Source organism: Streptomyces sp. Inha503 (genome assembly GCF_047215865.1).
Classification (GTDB): domain Bacteria; phylum Actinomycetota; class Actinomycetes; order Streptomycetales; family Streptomycetaceae; genus Streptomyces; species Streptomyces lycopersici.
Genome location: NZ_CP178360.1, coordinates 3,747,602 through 3,769,561, shown reverse-complemented (window position 1 = coordinate 3,769,561; position 21,960 = coordinate 3,747,602). Strand labels below are relative to the sequence as shown.

Here is a 21,960-nt window from a genome sequence, read left to right as displayed (position 1 = left end):
TGCCGTACGAATGCCGGAGGAACCGTGGACGTATCCGTGACCATGTGGGGGCTGACGATCATCGGCCTCTGCGCCCTGATCGCCGTCGACTTCTTCATAGGCGGCCGCAAACCGCATGAGGTCTCCATCAAGGAGGCCGGGATCTGGACCGCCGTCTGGGTCGCCCTCGCCGGGCTCTTCGGGCTCGGGCTGATGGTCTTCGCGGGCGGCCAGCCCTCCGGCGAGTTCTTCGCGGGCTTCATCACCGAGAAGTCGCTGAGCGTCGACAACCTCTTCGTCTTCGTCCTGATCATGGCGAAGTTCGCCGTGCCGACGATCTACCAGCAGCGCGTGCTGATGGTGGGTGTGCTCATCGCCCTGGTGCTGCGCGCGGTCTTCATCGCCGCCGGCGCCGCGATCGTCTCGACCTTCGCCTGGGTCTTCTACATCTTCGGCGCCTTCCTCATCTGGACGGCCTGGAAGCTCATCCAGGAGGCGCGGGCCGATGAGGAGGAAGCGGAGTTCGAGGAGAACCGGGTGCTCAAGGCGGTCGAGAAGCGGTTCCCGTCCACCGACCGGTACCACGGCACCAAGCTGTTCATCGTGGAGAACGGCAAGCGGCTGATGACCCCGATGCTGATCGTCATGCTGGCGATCGGCACCACCGACGTCCTCTTCGCGCTGGACTCGATACCCGCGATCTTCGGCCTCACCCAGGATCCGTACATCGTCTTCACCGCCAACGCCTTCGCGCTGATGGGCCTGCGCCAGCTGTACTTCCTCATCGGCGGCCTGCTCAAGAAGCTGGTCCACCTCTCGTACGGGCTCTCGATCATCCTCGGCTTCATCGGCGTCAAGCTGGTGCTGCACGCGCTGCACGAGTCCGGGGTGCATGTCCCGGAGATCAGCATCCCGGTCTCGCTCGGCGTCATCTGCGCGGTGCTCGCCGTCACCACGGCCACCAGTCTGTACGCCTCGAGGAAACAGGCCCTGGCGGAGGCGGGGAGCGGGGAGGACCGGGCCCGGGACAAGGACAGCGTCGACGTCTGACGGCGCCCGCGGCGTCACCGCCCTGACGGCGCCCGAGAGCGCCCGGCGGCGTCCGACAGCCTCCCACGTCCCGGACCCGGGAGACGGGCTCACACAGCCGCCTCCCCGGCCTCCAGAGGCCGTACGGCCGACCGTCCACCGTCCGGACGGTCGGCCGTCGGCCGTGTCTCCGGCAGCAGGGCGAAACAGCCCAGGCTCAGCAGCGCCACGGCGGTCAGATACGCGGCGACGCCCCAGGGCGGGCCGTCGCCGTGGGACACCGCCGTCGCCACGATCGGGGTGAGCGCTCCGCCCAGGACGCCCGCGAGGTTGTAGCCGAGCGCCGCCCCCGTACAGCGCACCCGCGCCTCGAACAGCTCGGGCAGATAGGCCGAGGTCACGGCGAACATGGTGATGAAGGAGAGCAGCGCGCCCAGGAAGCCCAGGAACATCAGCGGCGGCTCACCGGTGCGCAACAGCGCGACCAGCGGAAACATCCACACCACGATGGCCGCGCAGCCCACCAGGCACATCGGCCGCCGCCCGAAGCGGTCGCCGAGGTGGGCCGCCAGGGGCGTCAGGGCGCCCAGGACCGCCACGGCCGCCATGATGCAGCCCAGCAGGGTGGTGCGGGCCACCCCGAGCCGCTCCGTGCCGTACGCCAGCGACCAGGTCGTGACCGCGTAGAAGACGGCATAGCCCACCGCCAGCCCGCCCGCGGTCAGCAGGACCAGCCGCCAGTGGCCGCGCACCACCTCGGCCAGCGGCGCCACGGCCTGCTCGCCGCGCTCGGCCAGCTCCCGGAACTGCGGGGACTCGGTCACCTGGGCCCGCAGCAGCAGCCCGGCGCCCGCCAGCAGCCCCGCGCCCCAGAACGGCACCCGCCACCCCCAGGACCGGAACTCGCCGTCGCTCAGCGTGGCCGACAGGGCCAGCATGGTGCCGTTGGCCAGCAGAAAGCCGATGGACGGGCCGACCTGCGGAAAGCCCGACCACAGCCCGCGCCTCGCGGCGGGCGCGTGCTCGGCGGTCAGCAGCACCGCGCCGCCCCATTCGCCGCCGAGCCCCAGCCCCTGGAGGAAGCGCAGCACGAGCAGCAGGACGGGGGCGGCGATGCCGATGGAGTCATAGGTCGGGACGAAACCCACGGCGATGGTCGCGAGACCGGTGAGCAGCAACGAGGCGATGAGCACCGGACGGCGCCCGTGGCGGTCGCCGAGGGGCCCGAAGAGCATCGAGCCCAGCGGCCGGGAGACGAAGCCGACGGCGAAGGTGCCGAAGGCGGCGAGGGTGCCGGCCAGCGGCGAGAAGGTGGGGAAGAACAGCGGGCCGAGGACGAGCGCCGCAGCCGTGCCGTAGACGAAGAAGTCGTAGAACTCGATCGCGGTGCCGACCAGGGACGCGGCGGCGAGGCGGACCATGGACGGTGAGCGGTCGTGTTGCGGTGAGCGGTCGTGCTGCATGACGCGACAACCGCCCCGGCCCGCCGGGGGTCACGGGGCGTACGGAGGCGCGCGGCGCTCCGGGGCCGTGCGAGCGCCGTTACCAGCCGCGCTGGCGCCACTCCCCGAGATGCGGGCGCTCGGCGCCGAGGGTGGTGTCGTCGCCGTGGCCGGGGTAGACCCAGGTCTCGTCGGAGAGCTGGTCGAAGAGCTTGGTCTCGACGTCGTTGATCAGGCTCTCGAACGCCTTGGGATCCTTACGGGTGTTACCGACCCCGCCCGGGAACAGGCAGTCGCCGGTGAACACGTGCGGATGGCCGTGCGGATCGTCGTAGATCAGGGCGATGCTGCCGGGGGTGTGGCCGACCAGATGGCGGGCGGTCAGCTCGACCCGGCCGACCCGCAGTGTGTCGCCGTCCTCGACCAGGACGTCGGTGCGCGCCGGGATGCCCTCCGCGTCGTAGCGGCCCGCGTAGGTAGTCGCGCCGGTGGCCTCCATCACCTCGCGCAGCGCGCCCCAGTGGTCGGGGTGGCGGTGAGTGGTGACCAGGGACGCGATCCCGCTCTCGCCGATGAGGGAGAGCAGGGTGTGCGGCTCCGCGGCGGCGTCGATCAGCAGCTGTTCGTCGGTGGCCCGGCAGCGCAGCAGATAGGCGTTGTTGGACATGGGGCCCACCGCGACCTTCGAGATCATGAGATCGGGCAGTTCATGCACGTCGGCCGGTCCGCCGACCGTCACCACTCCGCTGTAGGTCATGGCCTCAGCCTAGTGCGGGCATCGCGGGCAAGGGACCGCCGGGGCAGGAGAGATCGGCACCGTCCGTACGGCCGGTGAGCCGGCCCAGCGGGGCGGCGGGGGAATATCCGGCCGACCGGCGAACCTTGTACCAGACGGCCACGACATGGCCGCGGGTCCCGCCGGGGAGCCCCGTAGTGCGCACCACACGATCGGGTGAAGTCGGCTCCCGCGTCCCGCAAATCGAATGTGCGTGCTATAGGCTCGGTGTGCTGCATCCTTAAGACATCGTCGTCGTGCCCTCATACCCTGGGTTGGGGGCTTCGCTCCGCTCCGCCTCTGCTCCGACCGGCAGGGCCGCCCCGCGAGCGGGCTCGGCGCACCCCGACTCTCTCAAGAAAGGTGCCGACCGGCGTGGCCGACCGTCTCATCGTTCGTGGCGCTCGCGAGCACAACCTCAAGAACGTCTCACTCGACCTTCCTCGCGACTCGCTCATCGTCTTCACCGGGCTGTCCGGGTCGGGCAAGTCGTCCCTCGCGTTCGACACGATCTTCGCCGAGGGGCAGCGCCGGTACGTCGAGTCGCTCTCCTCCTACGCCCGCCAGTTCCTGGGGCAGATGGACAAGCCCGATGTGGACTTCATCGAGGGCCTGTCCCCCGCGGTGTCGATCGACCAGAAGTCGACCTCGCGGAACCCGCGCTCGACGGTCGGCACCATCACCGAGGTCTACGACTACCTCCGGCTGCTGTTCGCCCGTATCGGCAAGCCGCACTGCCCCGAGTGCGGCCGTCCGATCGCCCGCCAGTCGCCGCAGGCGATCGTGGACCGGGTGCTGGAGCTCCCCGAGGGCAGCCGCTTCCAGGTGCTCTCCCCGCTGGTGCGCGAGCGCAAGGGGGAGTTCGTCGACCTCTTCGCCGATCTCCAGACCAAGGGCTACAGCCGCGCCCGGGTGGACGGCGCCACCATCCAGCTGTCCGACCCGCCGAAGCTGAAGAAGCAGGAGAAGCACACCATCGAGGTGGTCGTGGACCGCCTCACCGTCAAGGACAGCGCCAAGCGCCGGCTGACGGACTCGGTGGAGACCGCGCTCGGCCTCTCCGGCGGCATGGTGATCCTCGACTTCGTGGACCTGGCGGAGGACGACCCGCAGCGGGAGCGGATGTTCTCCGAGCATCTCTACTGCCCGTACGACGACCTGTCCTTCGAGGAGCTGGAGCCGCGCACCTTCTCCTTCAACTCGCCGTTCGGCGCCTGCCCGGAGTGCACCGGCATCGGCACCCGGATGGAGGTCGACCCGGAGCTGATCGTCCCGGACGAGGAGAAGTCACTGGACGAGGGCGCCATCCACCCCTGGTCCCACGGCCACACCAAGGACTACTTCGGCCGTCTGGTCGGCGCGCTCGCCGACGCGCTCGGCTTCCGTACCGACGTCCCCTGGGCCGGGCTTCCGCAGCGCGCCAAGAAGGCGCTGCTCAATGGACACCGGACCCAGATCGAGGTCCGCTACCGCAATCGCTACGGCCGCCAGCGGGCGTACACCACGGCCTTCGAGGGCGCGCTGCCCTATGTGAAGCGGCGCCACTCGGAGGCGGAGAGCGACGCCAGCCGGGAGCGGTTCGAGGGCTATATGCGCGAGGTGCCCTGCCCCACCTGTGAGGGCACCCGCCTCAAGCCGATCGTCCTGGCCGTCACCGTGCAGGACAAGTCCATCGCGGATGTCTCGGCGATGTCGATCAGCGAATGCGCCGAGTTCCTGCGCGGCATGGAGCTGAGCGCGCGTGAGAAGACCATCGCCGAGCGGGTCCTCAAAGAGGTCAACGAGCGGCTGCGGTTCCTGGTCGACGTCGGCCTGGACTATCTCTCGCTCAACCGCGCGGCGGGCACCCTGTCCGGCGGCGAGGCCCAGCGCATCCGGCTGGCCACCCAGATCGGCTCCGGCCTGGTCGGTGTGCTCTATGTGCTGGACGAGCCGTCCATCGGTCTGCACCAGCGCGACAACCACCGGCTGATCGAGACGCTGGTGCGGCTGCGCGACCTCGGCAACACCCTGATCGTCGTGGAGCACGACGAGGACACCATCAAGACCTCGGACTGGGTGGTGGACATCGGCCCGGGCGCGGGCGAGCACGGCGGCAAGGTGGTGCACAGCGGGCCGCTGAGCGAGCTGCTGGTCAACCAGGAGTCGGTGACCGGGCACTATCTGTCCGGCAAGAGGGCCATCCCGCTGCCGGCGGCGCGCCGGCCCATGGACCCCAAGCGGCGCCTCACGGTCCATGGCGCCCGGGAGAACAACCTCCAGGACATCGATGTGTCCTTCCCGCTCGGGGTGCTCACCGCCGTCACCGGTGTCTCGGGATCGGGTAAGTCCACGCTGGTCAACGACATCCTCTACACCCATCTGGCCCGCGAGCTGAACGGTGCGCGGGCGGTTCCCGGGCGGCACACCAGGGTCGCCGGCGACGATCTCGTCGACAAGGTGGTGCATGTCGACCAGTCGCCCATCGGCCGCACCCCGCGCTCGAACCCGGCCACGTACACCGGCGTCTTCGACCATGTGCGCAAGCTGTTCGCGGAGACGATGGAGGCCAAGGTCCGCGGATATCAGCCCGGACGGTTCTCCTTCAACGTCAAGGGCGGCCGCTGCGAGAACTGCTCCGGCGACGGCACCATCAAGATCGAGATGAACTTCCTGCCGGATGTGTATGTGCCGTGCGAGGTCTGCCACGGCGCGCGCTACAACCGGGAGACCCTGGAGGTGCACTACAAGGGCAAGTCCATCGCCGAGGTGCTGGACATGCCCATCGAGGAGGCCCTGGACTTCTTCGAGGCCGTGCCCACCATCGCCCGCCATCTGCGCACCCTCAACGAGGTCGGGCTGGGCTACGTCCGGCTCGGACAGCCCGCGCCGACCCTCTCCGGCGGTGAGGCCCAGCGCGTCAAGCTGGCGAGCGAGCTCCAGAAGCGGTCCACCGGCCGCACGGTGTATGTGCTCGACGAGCCGACCACCGGTCTGCACTTCGAGGACATCAGCAAGCTGATCAGCGTGCTCTCCGGCCTGGTCGACAAGGGCAACACGGTGATCGTCATCGAGCACAACCTCGATGTGATCAAGACGGCCGACTGGGTCGTGGACATGGGCCCCGAGGGCGGCAGCGGCGGCGGTCTGGTGATCGCCGAGGGCACCCCGGAGGACGTGGCCTCGATCCCGGTCAGCCACACCGGGAAGTTCCTGCGGGACATGCTGGGCGACCGGGTGAGCGACGCCACGGTGCCCGCCGCGCGCAAGGGCGGCGTGACCACCAAGAAGGCGCCCGCCAAGAAGGCCGCCGCGAAGTCCACGGCGGCCAAGAAGACCGCGGCGAAGAAGACCGTGGCCAAGAAGGCGGCGGCCAAGACCACGGCCGCCTCCAAGCGGGCGGCCGCGAAGTAGCCCGGGCCGCTGTGCCGGCGCCGCGCCCGGACCGACCCGGGCGCGGTGCGAGGGCGGTGCGAGCGCGGGCGTAACCGGTTGGGCTCAGACCAGCTCAGACCAGCTCGGACGCGTAGGGCGGCTCCGCGCCCGCGCGGGAGCAGGTGATCGCGGCGGCGCGGGCGGCGAAGCCCAGCACATCCCGCCAGGCCGCCTCGTCCAGCTTGGCCAGTGCGGGCGCCGACAGCGCCTGGTGCCCGGCCAGCCGGTGCAGCAGCGCGGCGTTCACGGTGTCGCCCGCCCCGATGGTGTCCACGATGTCCACCCGCTCACCCGGCACCGAGATCACCGAGCCGTCCTGGCGCCGTACGCTCAGCCCCTCCCCGCCATGGGTGAGCACCACGGCCGCCGGGCCCGCCGCCAGCCACGCGCCCACGGCCCTCTCGACATCTCCCGCGTCCTCCGAGTCGGCCAGCCACCTGGCGTCCTCTATGGACAGCTTCAGCAGGCCGATATGGGGCAGCCAGCCGTGGAAGCGGGCCCGGTAGGCGTCGGCATCGGGGATCAGGCCGGTGCGGATATTGGGGTCAAGCGTGGTGAAGACCCCGCGCGCGGCCTCGCGCCGCAGCAGCTCCTCGTACGCGCTCGCGCCCGGCTCCAGCACCAGCGAGCAGGTGCCCAGCGACAGCGCGCTCACCCCCTCGGGCAGGGACGGCGGCAGGGTGAAGAGCCGGTCCGCGGTGCCCTGCACATAGAAGCCGTACCCGGCCGAGCCATCGGCCCCGATGGAGGCGACGGCCAGGGTCGTCGGCTCCTCGCCGCGCTGCACCAGCGCGGTGTCCACGCCGTCCTTCCGCAGGCCCTCCAGCAGCGCCTCCCCGAAGCCGTCCGTGGAGACCCGCGAGCAGAACGCGGTGGGCGAGCCGAGCCGCCCCAGCGCCAGCGCGGTGTTGTACGGGCCGCCGCCGCGCGCGGGGCGCAGCGCGGGCAACTGGCCCCCCGCCGCGGCGCTCGACGTGCGCTCGGGCACGAGGTCGATCAGGGCTTCTCCGGCGACGACGATCACGAGACGGGGTCCTTTCCGGCGAGTCCGGGAGTTCCGGGGAGCGGTGGTCGGTCGAGGGCCTCGGCCACACAGCCGCACGAGGTGCGGTGGACGAAGGCACAGGGCAGCCGTACGGTGCGCGGCGGCCGCCCTGGATTCTCCAGCCGCTCGAGCAGCAGCCGGACGGCGGTGGCGCCGACCTCCCGGCTGGGCTGGGAGATCGCGGTGAGCCCGGGGGAGAAGACATCCGCCCAGGAGAAGTCGTCGAAGCAGACCAGCGCGAGATCGTCCGGCACGCTCAGCCCGGCCGTCCGCAGGGCGCGCAGCGCACCGATGGTCATCGCGTTGTTCGCGGTGATGACCGCGGTGGGCGGTTCGGGCGAGGCCAGCAGCCGGTGGACGGCCTCCTCCGCGCCCCGCGCCTCGGAGTGGCCCTCGGCCAGCAGCCCGGGGCGGAACGGCAGTCCGTGCCGCTCCAGCCCGGCCCGGTAACCCGCGATCCGCTCGGTGGTGGTGCTCAGCCCCGGCAGCCCCGCGACCAGCCCGATGCGGAGGTGGCCGAGCTCGGCGAGATGGCCGACCAGCTGTTCGACGGGGTGCGCGTTCTCGGCGCACACCTGGTCATGGGCGTCGCCGACCAGCCGGTCGAGGAAGACGGCGGGGATCTTGCGGCGGGCCAGATACTCCAGCAGCCCTGCGGGCTCGGCCGACGGGGCGACGATCACACCGTCCACCCGTCGCTCATGGAGCAGCCGGACGACGGTGAGCTCATGCGCCGGGTCGTCATGCGGATCGGCGATCAGCAGGCCGTAGTCCCGCTCCAGGGCGCTGGACTCGACGCCCTGGAGGATCTCGGTGAAGTACGGATTGCTGATCGCCGAGACGGCCAGGCCGATCGAGCGGGTACGCGCGGTCACCAGGGAGCGCGCCAGCGTATTGGGGATGTAGCCGAGGTCGTCGATGGCGTCCAGTACGGCCTTACGGGTGCCGGGGCGGACCGGCCGGGTCTCGTTGAGCACATGCGAGACGGTGGCCACGGACACCCCGGCGCGACGGGCGACATCGACCATGGTTGCCATCCGCTGCGGTCCTTAATGTCGAGATCTCTGCCGAGCCCTGCTGGGGGCCCGTAACGTATCGCATCGACCGTCGGACGTAAACGTTTGCGCAAACGCTTACGTCCTCCCCGGGGGTGGCGGCGAACGGAAGGATCTGTGCCGGTATGGTCGGAGGGCCCTCACACCCCCAGGAGCCGCAGATGTCCAGCCAGCCCGCCTCCCGTCGAACCGTGCTGTGCCGCGCCGCGCTGGCCGGGGCCGCCGGGCTCGGGGCGGCGGCCTGCTCCCCGGACGGATCGGGCAAGAAGGCGCCCCCGACGCCCACCGCCCCCGTCGAGCTCGGCTCGGCCGGTGTCGTGCCGGTCGGCGGCGCCAAGATCTACCGCGAGCAGCGGGTGGTGGTCGCCCAGCCCGCCAAGGGGGAGTTCACGGCGTTCAGCGCGGTGTGCACCCACGCCGGGTGCGTCGTCGACACGGTCGAGGACGGCAAGATCAACTGTCCCTGCCACGGCAGCCAGTTCGACGCCCGCACCGGCAAGGTCGTGCAGGGGCCCGCGGAGAAGCCGCTGCCGTCGGTCCCGGTCACCGCGAAGGGCGGACGGCTCGTCGCGGGCCCCGACGCCTGAGCGGGTCCTGGCGGCTGAGCGGGCCCTGACGTCTGAGCGGGTTCCGACGCCTGAGCGGGTTCCGACGCCTGAGCGGGTTCCGACGCCTGAGCGGGTCCTGACGCCTGAGCGGGTCCTGACGCCTGAGCGGGCGCCCGGCGTGCGCCCGGCGGCCGCGCGATTCCCAAATCCCCTGGACCTCACCGCACCGCGTCCCGAGGGCGCCGGATGTGTCACTCCCCGCAAGTAGGGTGGTGACCATGGCCGACCCGAGCAGCTACCGCCCCAAGCCGGGACAGATCCCCGACTCGCCGGGGGTCTACAAGTTCCGTGACGAACACGGCCGGGTGATCTACGTCGGAAAGGCGAAGAGCCTGCGCCAGCGGCTCTCGTCGTACTTCCAGGACCTGGCGAACCTCCACCCGCGGACCCGCACCATGGTCACCACGGCCGCCGCCGTGGAGTGGACCGTGGTCTCCACCGAGGTCGAGGCCCTACAGCTCGAGTACTCCTGGATCAAGGAGTTCGACCCCCGGTTCAACGTCAAGTACCGCGACGACAAGAGCTACCCCTCCCTCGCCGTGACCCTCAACGAGGAGTTCCCCCGGGTCCAGGTGATGCGCGGCGCCAAGAAGAAGGGCGTGCGCTACTTCGGCCCGTACGCCCACGCCTGGGCCATCCGCGAGACCGTCGACCTGATGCTGCGCGTGTTCCCCGTCCGGACCTGCTCCGCCGGGGTGTTCAAGCGCTCCGCCCAGATCGGCCGCCCCTGCCTGCTCGGCTATATCGGCAAGTGCTCGGCCCCCTGCGTCGGCCGTGTCACCGCCGAGGAGCACCGCCAACTGGCCGAGGAGTTCTGCGACTTCATGGCGGGCCGCACCGGCACCTATCTGCGCCGCCTGGAGGAGCGGATGCAGGAGGCGGCCGAGGAGATGGAGTACGAGAAGGCGGCCCGGCTCCGTGACGACATAGGGGCGCTCAAGCGCGCCATGGAGAAGAACGCGGTGGTGCTCGCCGACGCCACCGACGCGGACCTGATAGCGGTCGCCGAGGACGAGCTGGAGGCGGCCGTCCAGATCTTCCATGTGCGCGGCGGCCGGGTGCGCGGTCAGCGCGGCTGGGTCACCGACAAGGTCGAGGCCGTCGACACCGCCGGGCTGGTCGAGCACGCCCTCCAGCAGCTGTACGGGGAGGAGCGCGGCGACGCGGTCCCCAAGGAGGTCCTGGTGCCCGCCGTGCCGGAACCGGCGGAGCCGGTCACCCAGTGGCTCGCCGAGCGCCGGGGCTCCCGGGTCGATCTGCGCATCCCGCAGCGCGGCGACAAGAAGGACCTCATGGAGACCGTGCAGCGCAACGCCCAGCAGGCGCTCGCGCTGCACAAGACCAAGCGCGCCTCCGACCTCACCACCCGCTCCCGGGCGCTGGAGGAGATCGCCGAGGCCCTGGGTCTGGACTCCGCTCCACTGCGCGTGGAGTGCTTCGACATCTCCCATCTCCAGGGCGATGACGTGGTGGCCTCCATGGTGGTCTTCGAGGACGGGCTCCCCCGGAAGAGTGAGTACCGCCGTTTCCAGATCAAGAGCTTCGCCGGGCAGGACGATGTCCGCTCCATGCACGAGGTCGTGAGCCGCCGCTTCCGCCGCTATCTCCAGGAGAAGCAGAAGACGGGGGAGTGGCAGGAGGAAACCGCCGGGGCTTCCGGGGTTCCGGGGGCTGCCGAAGCGTCCGAGCCCGCCGGGGCTCCCGGGGCCACCGGGACCGCCGGGCAGCCCATTGACGGACCAGACGGACCCGACGGACCCGACCAGGGGCCCTCCGGTCCGATCGACGAGGAGGGTCGGCCGAAGCGGTTCGCCTACCCGCCCCAGCTCGTCGTGGTCGACGGCGGCAAGCCGCAGGTGGCCGCCGCCAAGCGGGCCCTGGACGAGCTCGGCGTCGACGATGTCGCCGTCTGCGGCCTCGCCAAGCGACTCGAGGAGGTGTGGCTGCCGGACGAGGAGGACCCGGTGGTGCTGCCCCGCAGCAGCGAGGGGCTCTACCTCCTCCAGCGGGTCCGCGACGAGGCCCACCGCTTCGCCATCACCTATCAGCGCAGCAAGCGCGCCAAGTCGCTGAAGGCGGGACCGCTGGACACCGTTCCGGGCCTCGGTGACAGCCGTAAGCAGGCCCTGCTGAAGCACTTCGGCTCGGTCAAGCGGCTGCGCGCCGCCACCGTCGAGCAGATCTGCGAGGTGCCCGGCGTCGGCCGTAAGACGGCCGAGACGGTCGCCGCGGCGCTCGCCGGGGCCGCCCCGGCCGCGCCCGCCGTGAACACCGCCACAGGAGAGATCATTGAGGACGAGGCCGCCGGCGCGGCTTCGTCGAACGGGGGGACCAGACCATGACCGAGCACGCGAACCATGGAGACGGAGCGCAGGTGAATACGGGCACGTCGGGCGAGCCCGCCGAGGCGGCGGCCATCCCCGAGCTGGTGATCATCTCTGGAATGTCGGGCGCGGGCCGCAGCACCGCCGCCAAGTGTCTTGAGGACCTCGGCTGGTTCGTCGTGGACAACCTGCCGCCCGCGCTGATCCCCACCATGGTCGACCTGGGCGCCCGCTCCCAGGGCAATGTGGCCCGGATCGCCGTGGTGGTGGACGTCCGCGGCCGCCGCTTCTTCGACAACCTCCGCGAGTCCCTCGCCGACCTCGCCGCCAAGAACGTCAAGCGGCGCGTGCTGTTCCTGGAGGCGTCCGACGAGGCGCTGGTGCGCCGCTTCGAATCCGTGCGCCGCCCGCACCCCCTCCAGGGCGACGGCCGGATCGTGGACGGCATCGCCGCCGAGCGCGATCTGCTGCGCGAGCTGCGCGGGGACGCCGATCTGGTGATCGACACCTCCAGTCTCAACGTCCATGAGCTGCGCGCCAAGATGGACGCCCAGTTCGCGGGCGAGGAGGAGCCCGAGCTGCGGGCCACCGTGATGTCGTTCGGCTACAAGTACGGGCTGCCGGTCGACGCCGATCTGGTGGTGGACTGCCGCTTCCTGCCCAATCCGCACTGGGTCCCCGAGCTGCGCCCCTTCACCGGGCTCAACGAGGAGGTCTCCAGCTATGTCTTCAACCAGCCCGGCGCCAAGGAGTTCCTGGACCGCTACGCGGAGCTGCTCCAGCTCATCGCCGCGGGCTACCGCCGTGAGGGCAAGCGTTATGTGACCATCGCCGTCGGCTGTACCGGCGGCAAGCACCGCAGCGTCGCGATGTCCGAGCGGCTCGCCCCGCGGCTGGCCGCCGAGGGAGTGGAGACCGTCATCGTCCACCGGGACATGGGGCGCGAGTGACCATTCGTAGCAACCGGCTGCGACGCCTGGTCGGGGCGCGGACGAACCGGGGCGCACAGCCCAAGGTCGTCGCCCTGGGCGGCGGCATGGGCCTGTCGGCGTCGCTCGCCGCGCTGCGCCGGATCACCGGCGATCTGACCGCCGTCGTCACCGTGGCCGACGACGGGGGGTCCAGCGGACGCCTCCGCGACGAGCTGGGCGTGCTGCCGCCCGGCGATCTGCGCAAGGCCCTGGCCGCGCTGTGCGGCGACGACGACTGGGGCCAGACCTGGGCGCGGGTCATCCAGCACCGCTTCGCCAGCGAGGGCGAGCTGCACGGCCACGCGGTCGGCAATGTGCTGATCGTCGCCCTGTGGGAGCAGCTGGGCGACCATGTGAAGGCGCTCGACCTGGTGGGCAAGCTGCTGGGCGCCCATGGCCGGGTGCTGCCCATGTCGGCCGTCCCCCTGGAGCTCCAGGCGTACGTCCGGGGCCATGACCCGGCGCGCCCGGACGACGTCTCCACCGTCGCCGGGCAGGCCACCGTGGCGCTCACCCCCGGCGAGGTGCAGTCGGTCCATCTGGTGCCGCACGATCCGCCGGCCGTCCCCGAGGCCGTCGAGGCGGTCATGGACGCCGACTGGGTGGTGCTGGGGCCCGGCTCCTGGTTCTCCTCCGTGATCCCGCATCTGCTGGTCCCCGATCTGCTCAAGGCGCTCACCGAGACCAAGGCCCGGCGCGTGCTCTCGCTGAACCTCGCCCCTCAGCCGGGAGAAACCGATGGCTTCTCCCCGCAGCGTCATTTGGAGGTTTTGGCCCGACACGCCCCTAAACTCGCCTTCGACGTGGTGCTGGCCGACGAGGCCGCCGTCCCCGACCAGAGCAGTCTGTGCGACGCCGCCAAGCGGCTGGGCGGCACAGTCGAGCTGGCGCCGGTGGCCGCGACCGACGGTGCCCCGAAGCATGACCCGGAGCTTCTGGCGGCCGCGTACGACCGTATTTTTCGGATGCATGGAAGGATCGGCCCATGGCGATGACGGCAGCGGTGAAGGACGAAATCTCCCGGCTCCCCGTCACCCGGACCTGCTGCCGGAAAGCGGAGGTCTCGGCGATCCTGCGGTTCGCGGGCGGGCTGCACCTGGTCAGCGGGCGCATCGTGATCGAGGCGGAGCTGGACACCGGGATCGCGGCCCGCAGAGTCCGCAAGGACATCCTGGAGATCTTCGGCCACTCCTCGGACCTGGTGGTGATGGCCCCCGGCGGGCTGCGCCGCGGCAGCCGGTACGTGGTGCGGGTGGTGGCGGGCGGTGACCAGCTGGCGCGGCAGACCGGCCTGGTCGACGGCCGCGGCCGGCCGATCCGCGGACTGCCGCCGCAGGTCGTCTCCGGCGCCACCTGCGATGCCGAGGCCGCCTGGCGAGGGGCCTTCCTCGCCCATGGCTCGCTCACCGAACCCGGCCGCTCGTCCTCCCTGGAGGTGACCTGCCCCGGCCCGGAGGCCGCGCTCGCCCTGGTCGGCGCCGCCCGCCGGCTCCAGATCGCCGCCAAGGCGCGCGAGGTGCGCGGGGTGGACCGGGTGGTCGTCCGGGACGGTGATGCCATCGGCGCGCTGTTGACGCGGCTGGGGGCGCATGAGTCGGTCCTCGCCTGGGAGGAGCGGCGGATGCGCCGCGAGGTGCGGGCCACCGCCAACCGCCTCGCCAACTTCGACGACGCCAATCTGCGCCGCTCGGCCCGCGCCGCCGTCGCCGCCGGGGCCCGGGTACAGCGCGCCCTGGAGATCCTGGGCGACGAGGTGCCCGAGCACCTGGCCGCGGCCGGGCGGCTGCGCATGGAGCACAAGCAGGCGTCCCTGGAGGAGCTGGGCGCCCTCGCCGATCCGCCGCTGACCAAGGACGCCGTCGCGGGCCGTATCCGCCGACTGCTGGCCATGGCCGACAAGCGCGCCCAGGACCTGGGCATCCCCGGCACCGAGTCCAGCCTGACCGAGGAGATGGCCGACGGCATGGTCGGCTGACGGCGTCCCGCACCCAGGGCCGACCGCCCCGGGACCGCGTAGCGGTCGGGTAGTCTCTTCGTATCCGCTCGCGAGCCTGCAAGGCACGAACCGGCTTGCCGGGGATACGGCTCAGATGGCGCTGACCGGGCGGATGTCGCCGGGCGATGCCTGGCGTGGGGCCCCGTCAACGGTCCCACACCGCAGTCCTGCGGTGGATGTGAGTCCGGGCGCGGAAGCCGGCTGCGCAGGAGAGCATGAATTGGTGTGAGCCTTGTGTTCACGGCCGAGAAGTTGACATTCCGCTGCTGCTCCGCGCCGGAGCGGACGGCACCGAACTGAGGCGGCAGGTGCCCGACAAGGGCACCGGCCCGGTCGAGCTCTACCTCACCGCCGGGCAGGCCGCCCGCTTGCGCGGCAAGGGCGTGCGGCTCGCCGGGAAGAAGGTCTCCGCACAGAGCCGCGACCGGCTGAAGGCCGCGGGCGACGGCGTCTTCCGCCCCTACAGCGGCGAGGGCGGGCTGAAGCAGCAGCAGACCGAGGGCGTGGTCGGCTGACCGCCTCAGGAGTGAACGGCGCGGAAGCCGCGTCCCCGCTTCCCGCCAAAGCACCTCGCGCCCCTGAAGCACACGAGCGATCCGGCGGCGCATACGTCCCCCGGGTCATGCGCCGGAGCGCTTGCTTGGTGTTCGCGATGGGGAGTTCATCGCCTCCCGTAGTGGCGTTGCGGAGCGTCGCCGCTCTGCTGTCTGTTCAGCACAGAACGCCCGGACGGTTGGTGGAGCCGGAGAATCGAACAACCGCCCTGTGAGTCACTAGTTATGGTGAGCGATGGGTAAAGGCGGGCTTGCGTGCGGCGGTCGTACTACGGTCCGAGACCGTGAAGCTCGTGACGCAGGTGAAGCTGATGCCGGATGCCTTGCAGGCTCCGGCATTTGAGCGCACCCTGCCCGCGATCAACGAGGCCGCAAACTGGGTCTCCGCCGTGTCCTTCGAGTACTTCAAGCTCAAGGGCAGCGTGCGTGAGCTGCGGAAACTGTGCTACGGCGAGCTGAAGGCCCGTGGGTTCGGTGCACAGGCCGCGCAGCACATCATCAAGCGCGTGGCCGACGCCCATACGACGCTGCGGGCCAACATCAAGGCCGGGAATCTCGGCCCCGAGCACTCCAAGCGTCGGCGCCTGGCGGAGTCCAAGCCGGTCGTCTTCCGTCCGCACGCCGCGCACGCTTTTGACGACCGGTGCCTGAGCTGGAACTACGACACCCGGACCGTGAGCGTCTGGACCCTGGAGGGTCGGGTCAAGAACGTGCGGTTCGCCTGCTCGCCCGGCGCTCTCAAGCAGCTTGCCGAACACCGCCAGGGCGAATCCGACCTGGTGTTCCGCGACGGCAAGTGGTTCCTGATCGCCACCTGCGAGATCCCCGAAGCGCCCCGGTTCGAGCCGAAGGGCTTCCTCGGCGTGGACCGGGGCATCACCAACCTCGCCACCACCTCCGACGGGGACAACCACTCCGGGCGTCGTCTGGGACGGTACCGCCGCTGGCAGGCCCGCAAGAAGGCCGAACTCCAGGCCAGGCGGACCCGGAGTGCGAAGCAGCTTTTGAAGAAGCGTGCCGCGCCGTGAGGCGCGGCACGCGACCCACACCAACCACAAGATCGCCAAGACTGTTGTTGCTGTCGCCCAACGCACCGAACGCGGCCTTGCCCTGGAACAGCTAAAGGGCATCCGCGAGCGGGTTACGGTTCCCCGCGACCAGCGAGCACGCCAGTCCTCTTGGCCGTTCCACCAACTCGGCTCGTTCATCGCCTACAAGGCCAAACGTGTCGGCGTGCCGTTCATCGAGGTGGACCCGGCCTACACCTCGCAGCGCTGTCCGCGCTGCGGCCACACCGAGAAAGCCAACCGGCCCACTCGGGATCACTTCCGCTGTCGTCGGTGCGGCCTCGCTGGGTCGGCCGATCACGTCGCCGGGGTCAACATCGCGCAGCGAGGGGCCACGGCGTGGGTATTCGTCAACATGCCCGATCCGGTCCCCGCCTAGCAGGGACCGGTAGATGTGACCCGTGACCGTCCTGCCGTAGGGGGCAGTCGGGAGCATAAGCGGAGCCGCATCGAACCGAGTCAACGAACTCGGTCGTTTGCCGCCGAGCAGTTGACCTATGACACCGAGCCCGCTCATGTGATCATTGAGCGCGCACCGCGGGCCAGGACGACTGGACCACCCTCCCCGACGCCAACGGCGGCTCCCCGGCCAAGGTGCCCACCGGGTGCCACGCGGGCTCCCTGCTCAATCTGCACCCGTTCGTCAACTTCTCGGCCGTGAACGGACCGAGCTTGTTGACTCAGTCGGCCACACCGATTCAAGTTCTCCCGCGCGGCTGGCGTCCGCGCCGGGAGTCACATCCACCGCAGGACTGTGGTGCGGAACCGTTGACGGGGCCCCACATTGGGGCGCGCCCAGTGGCATCCGTTCGGTCAGCGCCATCTGAGCCGCATCCCCGGCAAGCCGGTTCGTGAGTTGCAGGCTCGCGAACGGATGCGAAGTGATTGCCGGACCGCTGCGCGGCCCGACTGCGAAGGATGCGATATCTCCCGAGCGTGAACACCCGGGGTTCCTCGCAAGGACAGGCTGAAGCACTACCTGACCCCCGGCGACGACGGCTGCACCGCGAAGGGCAGCACGGGCTCCTGGAACAGCCTGACGGGCTCCTCCGAGGGGTGGCGGCCGGTCTCGCTGGACCTGAGCGGCTACGCGGGCAAGAAGGTCGAGCTGGCCATCTCGTACGTCACCGACCCGGGCACCGGCGGCCGGGGCGCCTTCGTGGACGGCACCGAGCTCACCGTCGGCGGCACCGCCGAGGACTCCGAGGGCTTCGAGACCGCTCTCGGCCCGTGGACGGTGCCGGGGGCGCCGGAGGGCAGCCCGGCCAACGCCGGGGACTGGTCCCGTTCCCGGGAGCTTTTCCACACCGTCGCGGGCGTCACCACGCGGGACACCGTGCTGCTGGGATTCGGCCTGGAGCACGTCCCCGACGCCGGCCAGCGGGCCCGGCTGATGGGCGACGCGCTACGTGCGCTGCGTCGTTGACAGCGCGTGACACATCGTGACTGAATCGGCGGTCCGTACCACTTTCCGGTGGTCATGGGCCGCCGATGCCAATGTCACGTACGTCCCGTGATAGCGGTAGGGTCGGAGGCGGTCGGGGACATCCCATTACACGTTCGCCGGCGTCCAGACCGGCACACCAACGAGGAGATCGGTTCGTGACGATCCGCGTAGGCATCAATGGCTTCGGCCGCATCGGTCGCAACTACTTCCGCGCGCTCCTTGAGCAGGGCGCGGACATCGAGATCGTCGGTGTCAACGACCTGACCGACAATGCCACCCTGGTCCACCTGCTCAAGTACGACTCCATCCTCGGCCGGCTGAAGCACGAGGTCAGCCACACCGAGGACACCATCACGGTGGGCAACCAGACCTTCAAGACGATGGCCGAGCGCGACCCGGCCGCCCTTCCGTGGGGCGAGCTCGGCGCCGACGTCGTGGTGGAGTCCACCGGCATCTTCACCAAGCGCGAGGACGCCGCCAAGCACCTCGCCGCCGGCGCCAAGAAGGTCCTGATCTCCGCGCCCGCCAAGAACGAGGACATCACCATCGTGATGGGCGTCAACCAGGACAAGTACGACCCGGCGAACCACCACGTCATCTCCAACGCCTCCTGCACCACCAACTGTGTGGCGCCGATGGCCAAGGTCCTCGACGAGAACTTCGGCATCGTCAAGGGCATGATGACGACCGTCCACGCGTACACCAACGACCAGCGCATCCTGGACTTCCCGCACAAGGACCTGCGTCGCGCCCGCGCGGCGGCCGAGAACATCATCCCGACCTCCACCGGTGCCGCCAAGGCCACCGCGCTGGTCCTCCCGCAGCTCAAGGGCAAGCTGGACGGCATCGCGATGCGCGTCCCGGTCCCGACCGGCTCGGTCACCGACCTCGTCCTGGAGCTCGACCGCGAGGTCACCAAGGACGAGATCAACACCGCCTTCCAGAAGGCCGCCGAGGGTCAGCTCAAGGGCATCCTCGAGTACACCGAGGACCCGATCGTCTCCTCGGACATCGTCAACTGGCCCGCGTCCTGCACGTTCGACTCCTCCCTGACCATGGTCCAGGGCAAGCAGGTCAAGGTCGTCGGCTGGTACGACAACGAGTGGGGCTACTCCAACCGCCTCGTCGACCTGACCGTCTTCGTCGGCGGCCGGCTCTGACCGCTGTCCCGATGAGCTAGGAAACGGGGCCCGCTACGACGCCGTCGTAACGGGCCCCGATCCATGATCAAGGAGTCATCCCAGTGAAGACGATTGACGATCTTCAGGTCGCCGGGCAGCGGGTCTTCGTCCGCGCCGATCTGAACGTCCCGCTCGACGGCGAGACCATCACCGACGACGGCCGGATCCGCGCCGCCGTCCCGACGATCACCAAGCTCCTGGACCGGGGTGCCAAGGTGATCGTCGCCTCGCACCTGGGCCGCCCCAAGGGCGCCCCGGACCCCCAGTACTCGCTCGCCCCGGTCGCCCGGCGGCTCGGCGAACTCCTCGGCAGGCAGGTCGCCTTCGCGACCGACACCGTGGACGACGGCGCCCGGGCCACCGTGGCGGCCCTGGGCGACGGCGAGGTCGCGCTGCTGGAGAACCTGCGCTTCAACGCCGGTGAGACCAGTAAGGACGACGCCGAGCGCGGCGCCTTCGCCGACCGGCTCGCCGCCCTCGCCGACCTCTACGTGGGCGACGGCTTCGGCGCGGTCCACCGCAAGCACGCCTCGGTGTACGACCTCCCGGCGCGGCTGCCGCACGCCGCGGGTGACCTGATCGCCGCCGAGCTCTCGGTCCTGAAGAAGCTCACCGAGGACGTCAAGCGGCCCTACGCGGTGGTCCTCGGCGGCGCCAAGGTCTCCGACAAGCTGGGCGTGATCAACCACCTGCTGGAGAAGGCCGACCGCATCCTGATCGGCGGCGGCATGGCCTACACCTTCCTCAAGGCCCAGGGCCACGAGGTCGGCGGCTCGCTGCTCCAGGAGGACCAGGTCCCGGCGGTCCAGGACTATCTGCGCCGGGCCAAGGAGCGCGGGGTGGAGTTCGTGCTCCCGGTCGACGTCACGGCCGCGGCCGAATTCCCGGACCTGAAGACCAAGGCCCCCGCGAACCCGCGGACCGTCGCCGCGGACGCGATCCCGGCCGACCTCCAGGGCCTGGACATCGGCCCGGAGACGCGCAAGCTCTACGCCTCGAAGCTGGCCGACGCGGCCACCGTCTTCTGGAACGGCCCCATGGGCGTCTTCGAGCACCCCGACTACGCCGAGGGCACCCGCGCCGTTGCCCAGGCGCTCCTGGACAGCCCGGCCTTCACCGTGGTCGGCGGCGGCGACTCCGCCGCGGCCGTACGCATCCTGGGCTTTGACGAGAACGCTTTCGGCCACATCTCGACCGGCGGTGGAGCGAGCCTCGAATACCTCGAGGGCAAGACGCTCCCCGGCCTCGCCGCACTGGAGGACTGAACACCGTGAGTGACCGCATTCCGCTGATGGCGGGCAACTGGAAGATGAACCTCAACCACCTCGAGGCCATCGCCCACGTCCAGAAGCTCGCCTTCGGGCTCGCCGACAAGGACTACGAGGCCGTGGAGGTCGCGGTGCTGCCGCCCTTCATCGATCTGCGGTCCGTGCAGACCCTGGTCGACGGCGACAAGCTGAAGATCAAGTACGGCGCCCAGGATATCTCGGCGCATGACTCCGGCGCCTACACCGGCGAGATCTCCGGCCCGATGCTGGCCAAGCTCAGGTGCGCCTACGCCGTCGTCGGGCACTCGGAGCGGCGCCAGTACCACGACGAGACCGACGAGCTGTGCAACGCCAAGGTCAAGGCGGCCTTCCGCAACGACCTCACCCCGATCCTGTGCGTCGGCGAGGGCCTCGACGTCCGTAAGGCGGGCAACCAGGTCGCGCACACCCTCGCCCAGGTGGACGGGGGCCTGAAGGACGTCCCGGCCGAGCAGGCCGAGACCATCGTGATCGCCTACGAGCCGGTCTGGGCGATCGGCACCGGCGAGGTCGCGACCCCCGAGGACGCCCAGGAGGTCTGCGGGGCCATCCGCGGCCGGCTCGCCGAGCTCTACGGCCAGGAGGTCGCCGACAAGGTCAGGATCCAGTACGGCGGCTCGGTGAAGTCCGGGAACGTCGCCGCGATCATGGCCAAGCCGGATGTGGACGGCGCCCTGATCGGCGGCGCGTCGCTGGACGCGGACGAATTCGTCAAGATCGTTCGTTTCCGCGACCAGTGAGTAGGCCCTAGCGCGCGCGTCGTCGTACCCTGTCGGGGGTCGAGGCGGTGGAAATCGCACCGTCCGGCCCCCGACGTCCGTACAAGCCCGAGAAGGTTGGTCCAGCTGTGATCATGGGGTTCTCGATCGCCCTCATCATCTTCAGCCTGCTGCTGATGATGTTGGTGCTCATGCACAAGGGGAAGGGCGGCGGCCTGTCCGACATGTTCGGTGGCGGCATGCAGTCCTCGGTGGGCGGCTCCTCGGTCGCCGAGCGCAACCTGGACCGCATCACCGTGGTGGTCGGGCTGCTGTGGTTCGTCTGCATCGTCGTGCTCGGGCTGCTGATGAAGCTCGACTGAGGGTCCGCCGGCGGGGCCCGTCCGGGGCCCGGCTGACGCCCGATAACTGACGTACCGTCGTCAGCGGGGCCCATATGCGGCCTATGATGGCATGGCGTCCACGGTGACGGGTGTAACTCCTCTCACTGGACGCGCGTTGGGCCTTACGTAGACTGGGGCGCCGGGCGGCGAAGCTGCCAATCGAGGCTTCGCGGCACCATCACGCAGGGAGTTACGACCGTGGCAAGTGGCAACGCGATCCGTGGAAGTCGGGTCGGGGCGGGGCCGATGGGAGAAGCCGAGCGAGGCGAATCGGCGCCGCGCCTGCGCATCTCCTTCTGGTGCTCGAACGGGCATGAGACCGTGCCGAGCTTCGCCAGCGACGCGCAGATCCCTGACACGTGGGACTGCCCCCGCTGCGGCTTCCCGGCCGGCAAGGACCGGGACAACCCGCCGGACCCGCCGCGCACCGAGCCCTACAAGACGCATCTGGCGTACGTACGGGAGCGGCGCAGCGACGCCGACGGCGAGGCGATCCTCGCCGAGGCACTCGCCAAGCTCCGGGGCGAGATCTAGACACACAACGCGGTACGACGGCCCGGCCGGGCACCTCCTGCGAGGGGTGCGCGGCCGGGCCGTTGTCAGTGGTGCGGGCTACGGTCATGGGGGTGCTGGATCACCGGGGGAGCCGTCCCGCCGGGTGGGG

18 protein-coding genes and 2 pseudogenes are annotated in these 21,960 nt (G+C 70.4%); 15 read left to right on the top strand and 5 right to left on the bottom strand.

Annotated features, from left to right (window positions below):
- The first annotated feature begins 24 nt into the window (after positions 1-24).
- The gene (locus ACJX2R_RS15480) at positions 25-1,029 is read left to right on the top strand and encodes a TerC family protein (protein ID WP_413100580.1); all 1,005 of its coding nucleotides are present in this window, start codon (positions 25-27) and stop codon (positions 1,027-1,029) included.
- Positions 1,030-1,118: 89 nt separating this feature from the next.
- Here the strand turns inward: ACJX2R_RS15480 and ACJX2R_RS15475 are convergent, their stop codons facing one another.
- The 3 genes from ACJX2R_RS15475 to ACJX2R_RS15465 form a co-directional block, all read right to left on the bottom strand.
- A complete protein-coding gene (locus ACJX2R_RS15475; RefSeq protein ID WP_413105866.1) occupies positions 1,119-2,429 on the bottom strand; it encodes an MFS transporter in 1,311 nt (436 codons plus the stop codon).
- A gap of 121 nt (positions 2,430-2,550) precedes the next feature.
- On the bottom strand, positions 2,551-3,207 hold the full coding sequence (locus ACJX2R_RS15470; RefSeq protein ID WP_413100579.1) for an MBL fold metallo-hydrolase: 657 nt from the start codon (positions 3,205-3,207) through the stop codon (positions 2,551-2,553).
- Positions 3,208-3,211: 4 nt separating this feature from the next.
- On the bottom strand, positions 3,212-3,394 hold the full coding sequence (locus ACJX2R_RS15465; protein ID WP_413100578.1) for a hypothetical protein: 183 nt from the start codon (positions 3,392-3,394) through the stop codon (positions 3,212-3,214).
- Between the two features lie 206 nt (positions 3,395-3,600).
- Here ACJX2R_RS15465 and uvrA point away from each other — a divergent pair, with 206 nt between their 5' ends.
- Positions 3,601-6,618: an excinuclease ABC subunit UvrA gene (gene uvrA, locus ACJX2R_RS15460; RefSeq protein WP_413100577.1), complete on the top strand. Its 3,018-nt coding sequence runs from the start codon at positions 3,601-3,603 to the stop codon at positions 6,616-6,618.
- Positions 6,619-6,712: 94 nt separating this feature from the next.
- Here the strand turns inward: uvrA and ACJX2R_RS15455 are convergent, their stop codons facing one another.
- Together ACJX2R_RS15455 and ACJX2R_RS15450 are read right to left on the bottom strand one after the other, a co-directional pair.
- Positions 6,713-7,663 carry a carbohydrate kinase family protein gene (locus ACJX2R_RS15455; protein ID WP_413100576.1) on the bottom strand — a complete coding sequence of 317 codons (951 nt, stop codon included), beginning with the start codon at positions 7,661-7,663 and terminating at the stop codon, positions 6,713-6,715.
- Positions 7,660-8,721 carry a LacI family DNA-binding transcriptional regulator gene (locus ACJX2R_RS15450; protein ID WP_413100575.1) on the bottom strand — a complete coding sequence of 354 codons (1,062 nt, stop codon included), beginning with the start codon at positions 8,719-8,721 and terminating at the stop codon, positions 7,660-7,662. The genes ACJX2R_RS15455 and ACJX2R_RS15450 overlap by 4 nt, the downstream gene beginning before the upstream one ends.
- 179 nt (positions 8,722-8,900) lie before the next feature.
- On the opposite strand from ACJX2R_RS15450, the gene ACJX2R_RS15445 reads away from it, so the two are divergent.
- From ACJX2R_RS15445 to ACJX2R_RS15385, 13 genes and pseudogenes are all read left to right on the top strand, one after another.
- A complete protein-coding gene (locus tag ACJX2R_RS15445) occupies positions 8,901-9,326 on the top strand; it encodes a ubiquinol-cytochrome c reductase iron-sulfur subunit (protein WP_413100574.1) in 426 nt (141 codons plus the stop codon).
- Between the two features lie 239 nt (positions 9,327-9,565).
- A complete protein-coding gene (gene uvrC, locus ACJX2R_RS15440) occupies positions 9,566-11,689 on the top strand; it encodes an excinuclease ABC subunit UvrC (RefSeq protein ID WP_413100573.1) in 2,124 nt (707 codons plus the stop codon).
- Positions 11,686-12,621 (top strand): RNase adapter RapZ, encoded by a 936-nt coding sequence (rapZ, locus tag ACJX2R_RS15435; protein WP_262702717.1) that lies wholly within the window; start codon positions 11,686-11,688, stop codon positions 12,619-12,621. Before uvrC ends, rapZ begins: the two co-directional genes overlap by 4 nt.
- Positions 12,618-13,637, top strand: coding sequence for a gluconeogenesis factor YvcK family protein (locus ACJX2R_RS15430; protein ID WP_413100572.1), 1,020 nt, complete (start codon positions 12,618-12,620; stop codon positions 13,635-13,637). The genes rapZ and ACJX2R_RS15430 overlap by 4 nt, the downstream gene beginning before the upstream one ends.
- Positions 13,628-14,617, top strand: a complete 990-nt coding sequence (whiA, locus tag ACJX2R_RS15425; protein WP_020872204.1) for a DNA-binding protein WhiA — start codon at positions 13,628-13,630, stop codon at positions 14,615-14,617. Before ACJX2R_RS15430 ends, whiA begins: the two co-directional genes overlap by 10 nt.
- A gap of 329 nt (positions 14,618-14,946) precedes the next feature.
- Entirely contained in the window at positions 14,947-15,153 is a 207-nt protein-coding gene (locus tag ACJX2R_RS15420) for a hypothetical protein (RefSeq protein WP_413100571.1), read from the top strand.
- Positions 15,154-15,503: 350 nt separating this feature from the next.
- A pseudogene (locus ACJX2R_RS15415) lies at positions 15,504-16,638 on the top strand (RNA-guided endonuclease InsQ/TnpB family protein).
- Between the two features lie 588 nt (positions 16,639-17,226).
- A pseudogene (locus ACJX2R_RS15410) lies at positions 17,227-17,685 on the top strand (zinc carboxypeptidase); the annotation flags it as partial.
- Between the two features lie 176 nt (positions 17,686-17,861).
- On the top strand, positions 17,862-18,866 hold the full coding sequence (gene gap, locus ACJX2R_RS15405; RefSeq protein ID WP_262702714.1) for a type I glyceraldehyde-3-phosphate dehydrogenase: 1,005 nt from the start codon (positions 17,862-17,864) through the stop codon (positions 18,864-18,866).
- An 83-nt stretch (positions 18,867-18,949) separates the two neighbouring features.
- Entirely contained in the window at positions 18,950-20,152 is a 1,203-nt protein-coding gene (locus ACJX2R_RS15400; protein WP_413100570.1) for a phosphoglycerate kinase, read from the top strand.
- 5 nt (positions 20,153-20,157) lie between these two features.
- Positions 20,158-20,934, top strand: coding sequence for a triose-phosphate isomerase (gene tpiA / locus ACJX2R_RS15395; RefSeq protein WP_262702712.1), 777 nt, complete (start codon positions 20,158-20,160; stop codon positions 20,932-20,934).
- Positions 20,935-21,047: 113 nt separating this feature from the next.
- Positions 21,048-21,275: a preprotein translocase subunit SecG gene (gene secG / locus ACJX2R_RS15390; RefSeq protein ID WP_014059875.1), complete on the top strand. Its 228-nt coding sequence runs from the start codon at positions 21,048-21,050 to the stop codon at positions 21,273-21,275.
- Between the two features lie 219 nt (positions 21,276-21,494).
- A complete protein-coding gene (locus tag ACJX2R_RS15385; protein ID WP_009718803.1) occupies positions 21,495-21,830 on the top strand; it encodes an RNA polymerase-binding protein RbpA in 336 nt (111 codons plus the stop codon).
- Positions 21,831-21,960: the final 130 nt, after the last annotated feature.